Below are 10,156 nucleotides of genomic sequence, written 5' to 3' on the forward strand. Positions count from 1 at the left end.
GCTCGATGAGCTGTGCAAAGGTGTGCACGTCGGCGTGCGGACAGTCTTTTTTCCCCTGCACGTACGCGGCGTCCCCGTTGACTCCCCGCTCCAAAAGAGCTGTCCGCTGCGGGCGTTCGCGATGCCGATTCCCCGTTTGGTCCGATCCTGTCGTTTCGTCGGCCGGGTCGCATACCGCTAGGTATGGACTAAAACCCGCGTTGTCCGTGGAGGAATGCAGACGTGAAAGACGCAGGCCTGTCGAATTCCCCAACCCCAGCTCCCGCATACGACGCTTCGGATGTCGAACTCAGCGCCGAGCTGCAGAAGTGGACGGGGACGACGCCCGCGCTCCATCCCGTGGGTGAACTGCTCGACCGGCACTGGGAAGCCGCCTTCGCCTACGCCCGTCTGTGCACCAGCGGCCCGAGCCCCGCCGGAATGCTCACCACCGCCGCCTTCACCCGCCTCTTCGGCGAATCCCTGCGGCACAACGGCCCCACCTCCGCCTGGCGGCCCCAACTCCTGGTCACCGTGCGCCGGCTCGCGGCCGAGTGGGAGAGCGACCACCGCCACGAGATGCTCCACCCCGAACTGCGCACCACACCCGGCGGCGGGAACCGCGTCGCCGCCCGTCTGCTGCCCGCCCCCGACCGGCGGCTGCTCTCCAGGGCGTTCCAGAACCTCTCGCAGTCCGCGCGCTGTCTGCTGTGGCACGCGGAGGTCGAGGGCGAACCGCTGGAGATACCCGCCGCCCTCCTGGGCATGGGCGTGACCGACGCCGCCGTGGAACTCGGACGGGCCCGTGGCCGCCTGCGCGAGGAGTGTCTGCACGTCCACCGCGAGGTCGTGCCCCGGGAGGAGTGCCGCCGCTACATCCGGCTGATCGACGTCACCTGCCGACGCCGCAGCCTGGACGTCGACCCCGATCTGGCCAAGCACCTCTCCGACTGCAAGCACTGCCGGTACGCCGCCGACCAGCTCAACCAGTTCAACGGCGACCTCGCCCTCGCGCTGGCCGAGGGCGTGCTCGGCTGGGGTGCGCGCGCCTATCTGGAGTCCCGCCCGGGACGCGCCGCGGAGAGCGCCATCGTGGAGGTCGAGCAGGCCCCGATCGTCGAGATAGCCACGGTCGAGAGCCTGCTCCCGGTCCCGCGCGTCCTGGCCCAGGCCCCGCCCATGCCCACCACGGCACCCGTCTCCACCGAGCTGGTCGTCCGCCCCGGATCGCACCGCTCCGCGCACAAGGCGGCCCGGCGCGCGGTCCGCCGCCGCAACCGCGCCCTCGCCGTCGCGACCGTGAGCGCGCTGGTCCTCCTGCCGCTGGTCCTGTGGAACGCCCTCGGCCAGAGCGACGACGAGGGCCCGACGGCCGAGACCAGCCCCTCGGACACCGCCACCAACGGCTCCGGCACCGCCGACAACGACCCCTCCTGGATCGGCGCCGGGGAGACCACGAAGGGCGCCCTGAGCGGCCGGCTGCACAACGTCGAGTCCGGACTGTGCATCGGCACCGTCGGCGGCAAGCCCGTCAAGGGCGCGGAGACCGAGCTGACCAACTGCTCGGCGGCGGCCGGCCAGCAGTGGTCGTACGAGAAGGACGGCCTGCTGCGCAGCCTCGCCGCCCCGGACCTCTGCCTCGACTCCCACCTCGGCTACTCCGTCCAGCTCGCCCCGTGCACGGGCGCCGCCCAGCCCGCCACGAAGAACGTGCGCTACGACTTCACCCTCCAGGGCGCCCTGGTCCCGCGCTGGGACCAGGACCTGGCGCTGACCCCCGCCGACGCCAAGAACAAGACCGCGCTGGTAGTGAAGTCACGCGAGGAGTCCGCCGACCAGCACTGGGTCTTCGACTCCTCGTCGCCCTCGCTCCAGATGGAGGCCGTCAACTGGGACGCGGCCACCGAGTCCAGAGCCCCGGTCGTCAAGAAGAGCCCCGCGCCCTCACCGACCCCGACACCGACCCCCACGCCCACACAGGTCGCGCCGTCCCCGACCCCGTCGACGGCCGAGCCGACCCCGTCGGCCTCGTACCCGTCCAACGTGCCCTGCTACTACTACGGTTACTACGCCTGCTCCTCCAACGGGCAGTACGGAAGCAACGGCAACAACTACGGGTACGGATACGGCGGTTACGGCTACGGCGGTGGATACGGCGGCTGGGGAGGCCGCTGACGAGCGGGTTCCGCCCGCCCCTCAGCCCCCGAGGACGAGCAGCGAGCCCCACAGCGCCACCACGGCCGGAATCAGCGCGGCCGGCACGGAGATCAGCCCGAGCCGCGTGAACTCCCCGATGCCGACCTCGTGTTCGTACCGGTGCACGATCCGCCGCCACAACAGGGTCGCCAGCGATCCGGCGTACGTCAGGTTCGGACCGATGTTCACCCCGAGCAGCACGGCGAGCACCGCACCCGGACCGGCCGTGGCGGTGAGCGGCAGCAGCACGAGCACCGCGGGCAGGTTGTTGATCAGATTGGCGAGTACGGCGGCCAGCGCGGCGATCCCGAGCAGTGCGACCAGTCCGGTCCCGTCGGGCAGCACCCGGCCGAGCGCGTCGGCGAGCCCGTTGTCCACGACCGCGCGGACGACGACGCCCAGCGCCAGCACGAACGCGAGGAACCCGGGCGCCGTGGCCCGCAGCACCGTCACCGGGGTCGCGTGCCGCCGCACCAGCGCGCGCCCGGCGAGCACGAGCGCCCCCGCGAGCGCGGCCCACGCCGGGTCGATGCCCACCGCGGAGGCCACGACGAACCCGGCCAGCGTGCAGCCCACGGTGACGAGGGCGAACAGGGGAAGCGCGGGCTCGTCCCGCGTGTCCGTCTCCCCGGGCGACGGCACGTCCTGCGCGGGCACGGCCAGATCGGCGGCGAAGAACCGCCGGAACACCAGGTACTCGGCGCCGATCGCCACCAGCCAGGGCAGCGTCATCAGCGCGGCGAACCGGGTGAAGCTCAGCCCGCTCGCGCTGAACGCCAGCAGGTTGGTGAGGTTGGAGACCGGCAGCAGCAGCGACGCCGTGTTCGACAGATGTGCACAGGCGTAGGCGTGCGGCTTGGACCGGATCCCGCTCCGGGCGGCCGTGGCGAACACCACCGGCGTGAGCAGGACGACGGTCGCGTCCAGGCTCAGTACGGCAGTGATCGCCGAGGCGAGCACGAACACCGAGGTCAGCAGCCGCTTGGGCCGGTTCCCCGCCCGACGGGCCATCCATGCCCCGCAGGCCCGGAAGAGCCCCTCGACATCGCAGAAGTGGGCCAGCACCAGTACCGCCGCGAGGAAGCCGACCACCGGCCCGAGGCGCTCGGCCTCCTGCCACGCGTGCTCCGGCGAGATCGCGCCGGTGACGACCACGAGCCCGGCGGCGGGAACCGCCACGACCGCCTCCGGCAGCCCGAAGGGGCGGACGACGGCACAGGCCAGTACGGCGACGAGCAGGACGACGGACAGGGCCTCGGCGGACGCGGAGTTCAGGGTTCGGTCCTCCGGGACGGAAAAATCGGAACCCACCCATGAAAGCAGGCACCGCCGACCGGCCCGCCCACCGGGTCAGGCACCGCCGACCGGCCCGCCCACCGGGTCAGGCACCGCCGACCGGCCCGCCCACCGGGTCAGGCGCCGCTGCCCGGGCCGAAGACCGTCAGGAACACCGACGACTCGTTCCCGCCGACGGGCACCTCGCCCTTCTCCCACGTCACCTTCAACGGGTCCCGCTCGTCCGGCGGGGTGACCAGCAACTCGGCCGGAGTCGCCGTCTCGGCCTCGCTGATCTCCGGGTTGGCGAAGCTCAGGCCCGCCCAGGCACTGCCGCCCGGCGCCAGCTCGACCGTCGTCGGCGTGGCCTCGGACCGCTTCGGATCGGAGCCCAGCTGCTTGCCGGCCGCGTCCACGAAGGCGGCGCCCGGGTAACCACGCAGGGTGCAGACGCGGTCGGAGTCGTTGGTGAGGACGACGGGGAAGTTCTTCTGCCCGGCGCCCGGATCGAGCCGCCCGACCGAGGCCCGCAGGTCGGCGGTGCGGCAGCGGGTGTCGCCGGTCGACGGGGTGTCGGTCGACGGGACGGCCGTCGAAGGAGCGGCCGTCGAAGTGACGGCTGTCGACTGGGAGGGTGCCGACGGGGTGGCCGTGCCGCCCCCGTTGTCGCAGGCCCCGAGGAAGAGAACCGGTAAGGCGAGCAGCGCGGCTCGGGATGTACGGAAGATCGCCATGTCGACACTCCTGGAAGTCACTGCGCGTACGGCGTCTCGTGCACCGTCACGAGTGTCCGATGCGGCCGGAACCAAAATGGTTCACGCACCGATGGAGTCAGGAGTCACATCTCGTCCGTCAGCGACAGCTCCGCCCAGATCGTCTTCCCGTCGGGTGTGTGCCGGCTGCCCCACCGCTCGGTGAGCTGGGCGACCAGCAGCAGACCGCGCCCGCCCTCGTCGAAGGTCCTCGCACGCCGCAGATGCGGGGCGGTGTGGCTGCTGTCGGAGACCTCGCAGATCAGCCTGGCCGCGTCATGGATGAGCCGTAGCCGGATGGGGTGCGAGCCGTACCGGATGGCGTTGGTGACCAGCTCGCTCACCACCAGCTCGGTGGTGAACGCGGCCTCGCTCAGATCCCAGACGTCGAGCTGCTCACCGACCTGCTTGCGGATCGGCCCGACGAGCGCCGGATCGGCCGGGATGTCCCACGTCGTGACCCGGGAGGCGGGCAGCCCTTGGGTGCGGGCCAGCAGCAGGGCCACGTCGTCGGCGGCGCCGCCCGGCGGGAGCAGGGTGTGCAGGATACGGTCGCAGGTCTCGTCGAGCGAGTCCGCGTACGCCGCCAGCGCCTCGCACAGCAGCCGGTGACCGGCGTCGATGTCCCGCTCGCGGCTCTCGATCAGCCCGTCGGTGTAGAGGGCGAGGACCGTGCCTTCGGGCAGCTCCAGTTCCGTCGACTCGAACGGGAGCCCGCCCAGCCCCAGCGGGGGACCGGCGGGCAGCCGCACCTGCCGGGGTCTGCCGCCCGGCGTGAGCATGACCGGCGGCGGATGCCCGGCGCGGGCGAGGGTGCAGCGCCGCGACACCGGGTCGTACACCGCGTACAGGCAGGTGGCGCCGACCTCGCCCGGGCCGCCCTCGCCGCCGGCCTCGGCGGACAGCCGTACGACGAGGTCGTCGAGGTGGGTCAGCAGTTCGTCCGGGGCGAGGTCGATGTCGGCGAGCGTGCGCACGGCGGTGCGCAGCCGGCCCATGGTGGCGGAGGCCTGGATGCCGTGGCCGACGACGTCCCCGACGACCATCGCGACCCGCATCCCGGACAGCGGGATGACATCGAACCAGTCGCCGCCCACCCCGGCCCGCGCCGCCGGGAGATAGCGCGAGGCCGCTTCGAGGGCGGCGGTGCGCGGCAGGGTCCGGGGGAGCAGACTGCGCTGCAGGGCGAGGGCCGTCTCGCGTTCGCGGGAGAACCGGCGGGCGTTGTCGATACAGACGGCGGCCCGGGCGGTCACCTCCTCGGCGAGCAGCGCGTCGTCGTCGGTGAACGGGTCGGGCCGCTGGTACCGGGTCAGGACGGCGACCCCGAGGGTCGTACCGCGTGCCGTGATCGGTACGGACATCGTGGAGTGGATGCCGAACTCCTTGACGCGGTTGAAGCGCGCCTTGTCCCAGGCCAGCCACTGTTCGAGGGCGCCGGAGGGCACGGTGGCCACGATGGTGCGGCCCGCGAGGAGGGAGTCGGCCTGGGGCGAGGAGACGGGATACTGGTCCAGCTGTCCCGGCTTGGCCACGGCTTCCGGGTTGCCCGGGAGGATCGAGCGGTGGGCGGCCCGGCGCAGGCTGATGGGCGCCGTCAGCTCGGCCGGACGGTGGTCGCCGCCGTGCTGCGGCGGGTCCAGCAGATCGACGCTGACGAAGTCGGCGAGCGCCGGGACACAGACGTCCGCCAGCTCCTGAGCCGTTCGGGTGACGTCGAGGGTGGTGCCGATGCGCACACTCGCCTCGTTCACCAGCTGGAGCCGCTCCCGGGCGAGGTACTGCTCGGTGAAGTCATGGGCCGCGAAACAGACCCCCCGCACCCGCCCCTCGGCGTCCTTGAGCGGCGCCAGCCGGGCCAGCCAGGCATGCGCGCGGTCCTCGCCGCCGGTCTGCAGATAGGTCTGCACGTCCTTCGCCCGGCCGCTGGTCAGCACCTCGAGCATGTGCTGCTCCAGCTCCGCGCTGCGCTCCTTGCCGCCGATCTCGGCGATCCTGAGCCCTCGGATGCGCTCCAGCGGCAGCCCGATGACCCCGGCCATGGCGTCGTTCACGCCGTGCAGCCGCAGCCGGTCGTCGTAGACGGCCGTCGCACAGGGCGCCTGGGCCAGCGCGGCCCGCATCAGCGGGTCGTCCTCGGGTCGCCGCCCGCTCTCCAGCGGGGTGAGGACGAGCCATTCGGCCGGCCCGCCGTCCGGGGGCGGCCGGTGGTGGGCGAGGAGCCAGGTGGACACCGTCCCGCCGTCGCGGTGACGCAGCGCGAGGGTGCCGGACCAGGGGTCCTGCGCCGGGCGGCCGGGCCCGGGCGGACCGCCGTCGGCCAGCAGAGAAGCGGCGGGACGACCGAGCACCTCGGCCGCCGACCAGCCCAGCAGCCTGCGAGCGCCTTCGTTCCAGCCGGTCAGTGTGCCCCGCTCGTCGACGACGGCCCGCGCCGTGGCGGCATCGTCGAACGGGTACACCGGACTCATCGTCGCCACTCCATCGTGAACACTCACAGTGAGCAGGGGACGTCACTGGTGTTCCACAGTAATGCGTCCTGCCGCCGCACGGTCGGGAACACCGCTGTCCCCGGACCCCGGCGAGGACCGCCGTCCGGGGCCCGAATCAGGCCGTTGTGACAGGTGAGACCGAAGTACGTCACCGGCCCCTTGACGGGCGCATGTTCCTCACCGTCAGAATCTGTTTGCTAACGATCAGTTGTGATTACTTCTGGGCCCTGGTGGGACTTCCGGGCCCTGACGAGGGAGAGCCGCCATGACGGTCACGCGCAGATCGGTCCTGATCGCCGGTACGTCCGCCCCGGCGGCCGGAGCCTTACTGGGCACGGCGGCCGACGCGCGGGCCGCCGACCGGGCCGCCCGCCGAACCGTCCCGCTCCGGGACGGCTGGCGCTTCGCCCTGGTCGACCCGGGCGGGATCACCGACCCCACCGGCGCGTACGAGAACGCCCCCGACCCCGCATACGACGACTCGGCGTGGCGGACGGTCGCCGTCCCGCACGACTGGAGCATCGAACTCACCCCGACCACCGAGCACGGCACGACCAGCGGCACCGGCTTCTTCCCCGGCGGCCTCGCCTGGTACCGCCTGTCCTTCACCCTCCCGCCCGCGCTCGCCGGCAAGCGGATCTCGGTGGAGTTCGACGGCGTCTACATGGACTCGTACGTCTACTGCAACGGCACGGAGGCGGGCCGCCACCCCTACGGCTACACCGGCTTCGCCCTCGACCTCACCGACCTCCTGCACACCGACGGCACCACCGAGAACGTGCTCGCGGTCAGAGTGCGCAACCGACTGCCCAGCAGCCGCTGGTACTCGGGCAGCGGCATCTACCGCGAGGCCCGCCTGATCGTCACCGAGCCGGTGCACGTGGAGCGCTGGGGTACGTATGTGACGACACCGGAGATCACCGACGACCGGGCCGTGGTCCAGGTACGTACCGCCGTGGTGAACGAGTCCGACGCCGCCGCCGATGTCGAGGTCGTCTCCCGGATCGTCGACCCGCGCGGTCGTACGGTGGCCCGCACCTCGTCCACGACCACGGTCACCGACCGGTCGACGGAGCCCCATGAACTCACGGTCCCCGACCCGAAGTTGTGGGACATCGAGACCCCGCACCGCTACACCCTGAAGACCGAACTGCGCGTCGGCGGCACCACGGTGGACACCCACCGCACGACCTTCGGCATCCGGAGCTTCAGCTTCGACCCGGACGAGGGCTTCCAGTTGAACGGCACCCAGCACAAGATCAAGGGAGTGGATCTCCACCACGACTTGGGCGCCCTCGGCGCCGCTGTCGACATCGACGCGATCCGCCGCCAGATGACGATCATGAAGTCGATGGGTGTCAACGCCTTCCGCACCTCGCACAACCCGCCCTCGCCGGAGATGATCCAGGTCTGTGAGGAACTGGGCATCGTGATGATGGTGGAGGCCTTCGACTGCTGGCGCAGCCCCAAGACCCGCTACGACTACGGCCGGTTCTTCGAGGAGTGGGCGGACCGGGACATCACGGAGATGGTGAAGGCGGCCCGCAACTCGCCGGCCGTCCTGATGTGGTCGATAGGCAACGAGATCTCCGAGTTCACGTCGACCTCGGGCCTGGCGATGGCGGACCGCCTGATCGCAGCGGTGAAGGCGTCCGACGACACCCGCCCGGTCGTGATCGGCTCCCACCGCCACCGCAGTGTGCCCGCCCCCGGTACCCCCGGCGACCTGATCCTGGCCAAGCTCGACGGTCTCGGCCTCAACTACAACACCGCGGCCTCCGTGGACGCCCTGCACGCCCGCTATCCGCACCTGTTCCTCTTCGAGTCGGAGTCCTCGTCCGAGACCTCCACCCGAGGCGCCTACCAGGAGCCGGAACGCCTGAACACGGGCGAGAACCACACGCCGGGCAAACGAGCCGTCTCCTCGTACGACAACAACCTCGCGTCCTGGACGATGAGCGGCGAGTACGGCCTGAAGAAGGACCGGGACCGCAAGTGGTTCGCCGGCGAGTTCCTGTGGTCGGGCATCGATTACATCGGCGAACCGACCCCGTACGACGTGTTCCCGGTGAAGGCGTCCTTCTTCGGCGCGGTCGACACGGCGGGCTTCCCCAAGGACATATACCACCTGTTCCGCAGCCAGTGGACGAACGACCCCATGGTCCATCTCCTCCCCATGACGTGGAACCACGAGCCGGGCGACACGGTGGAGGTCTGGGCCTACGCGAACGTCGACACGGTGGAGCTGTTCCTCAACGGAAAGTCGTGCGGGACAAGGCGGTTCGACACGAAGAAGACGGTCGACGGCCGCGTCTACCTGGAGACCACGGAGGCGACGGGCGACGACAAGACGGTCACCTCCGGCGCCTGGCCCGGCAGTTACACCAGCCCGAACGGCAGCGCGGGAAAGCTGCATCTGACCTGGCATGTGCCGTACGCGCCCGGGGAGTTGAAGGCGGTGGCGCGGCGGGACGGCCGGATCGTGGCGATGGACGTCCTGCGGACGGCGGGCGAGGCGCACGCGATACGCCTGACGGCGGACCGAAAGTCCGTTGCGGCGGACGGCCGTTCACTGTGCTTCGTGACGGCTGACGTGGTCGACGCGCGGGGCGTGACCGTGCCCGACGCCGAGCACCTGCTCGCCTTCGAGGTCGACGGCGGCGGCTCGCTGGCGGGCCTCGACAACGGGCGCGAGGAGAGCGCGGAGCGCTACCAGGCGAGCACACGAACCGCCTTCCACGGTAAGGCACTTGCCATGGTCCGGGCGGGTGTGGAGACGGGGCGGCTGAAGGTCACGGCCCGGTCGGCGGGGCTGCGCACGGGGTCGGTCGTCGTCCGTACGATGCCGTCACGCGACGAAGCGCTGACGCCGACCACGCCCTTCGCGCCCGACCCGGGCCCGGGGGCGCAGGTGTACCCGGTGGCGGACGCAAGCTACTCCGGCCGCCCGGACACCCTGCCCGCCGCGATGCTCGACGGCGTGCCCGGCACCGGCTGGTCCAACGGCTTCCACAAGGCACCGACCGCGCTGCTGCCCGCGTTCAGCGGGGCCCGCGCGGAGGACTGGGTCTCGGTCGACTGGGGGAGGGCCCGCGACTTCACGAGGGTCGAGGTCTCCTTCACGGTGGACGCGACACACAGCCTGCCTGCGTCGGTAGGGGTGTCGGTGTGGGACGGCGACGGGTATGTGCCGGTGCCGGAGGCGACCGTCCAGTGGGCCGACGGCTCCGACGCACCGACGGTGATCACCTTCGCGGCGGTACGGGGTAGCGGGCTGCGGCTGGACCTGACGAGCCGTTACCCGGGGGAGGCGCGGGGCGCGGTACGGATCAGTCAGCTGGAGGCACCGGCGGGCTGATTCTCGCCCCCGCCGCCCTTACCCGTTCCCATCCTCGGGGGCTGCCGCCCCCGAACCCCCGCTGTCGGCCCTGAACGGGCCTTGTCCTCAATCGCCGGACGGGG

Annotated in this window: 5 protein-coding genes; 2 read left to right on the forward strand and 3 right to left on the reverse strand. The window is 71.6% G+C overall.

Translation table 11 applies throughout. The features are described 5' to 3' along the window. The first annotated feature begins 222 nt into the window (after nucleotides 1-222). Entirely contained in the window at nucleotides 223-2,154 is a 1,932-nt protein-coding gene (locus tag ACWDR4_RS44515; protein ID WP_450417200.1) for a ricin-type beta-trefoil lectin domain protein, read from the forward strand. A gap of 21 nt (nucleotides 2,155-2,175) precedes the next feature. On the opposite strand, the gene ACWDR4_RS44520 is transcribed toward ACWDR4_RS44515, so the two are convergent. The 3 genes from ACWDR4_RS44520 to ACWDR4_RS44530 all read right to left on the reverse strand — a co-directional run bounded on the left by ACWDR4_RS44520 (nucleotide 2,176) and on the right by ACWDR4_RS44530 (nucleotide 6,673). Continuing rightward, on the reverse strand, nucleotides 2,176-3,450 hold the full coding sequence (locus ACWDR4_RS44520) for an arsenic transporter (protein WP_450417208.1): 1,275 nt from the start codon (nucleotides 3,448-3,450) through the stop codon (nucleotides 2,176-2,178). Between the two features lie 137 nt (nucleotides 3,451-3,587). Beyond that, nucleotides 3,588-4,184, reverse strand: a complete 597-nt coding sequence (locus ACWDR4_RS44525) for a DUF4232 domain-containing protein (RefSeq protein WP_450417202.1) — start codon at nucleotides 4,182-4,184, stop codon at nucleotides 3,588-3,590. 104 nt (nucleotides 4,185-4,288) lie between these two features. After that, on the reverse strand, nucleotides 4,289-6,673 hold the full coding sequence (locus ACWDR4_RS44530) for a SpoIIE family protein phosphatase (protein WP_450417203.1): 2,385 nt from the start codon (nucleotides 6,671-6,673) through the stop codon (nucleotides 4,289-4,291). 286 nt (nucleotides 6,674-6,959) lie between these two features. On the opposite strand from ACWDR4_RS44530, the gene ACWDR4_RS44535 reads away from it, so the two are divergent. Next, nucleotides 6,960-10,052, forward strand: a complete 3,093-nt coding sequence (locus ACWDR4_RS44535; protein ID WP_450417205.1) for a glycoside hydrolase family 2 TIM barrel-domain containing protein — start codon at nucleotides 6,960-6,962, stop codon at nucleotides 10,050-10,052. The last annotated feature ends 104 nt before the right edge of the window (nucleotides 10,053-10,156 follow it).

Source organism: Streptomyces sp. NPDC000878 (assembly GCF_053599695.1).

Excerpts from the sequence above, each read along its gene's own strand:
- ACWDR4_RS44525 (WP_450417202.1), bottom strand. The coding sequence starts at position 4,184 with ATGGCGATCTTCCGTACATCCCGAGCCGCGCTGCTCGCCTTACCGGTT.
- ACWDR4_RS44530 (WP_450417203.1), bottom strand. The coding sequence starts at position 6,673 with ATGAGTCCGGTGTACCCGTTCGACGATGCCGCCACGGCGCGGGCCGTC.
- ACWDR4_RS44535 (WP_450417205.1), top strand. The coding sequence starts at position 6,960 with ATGACGGTCACGCGCAGATCGGTCCTGATCGCCGGTACGTCCGCCCCG.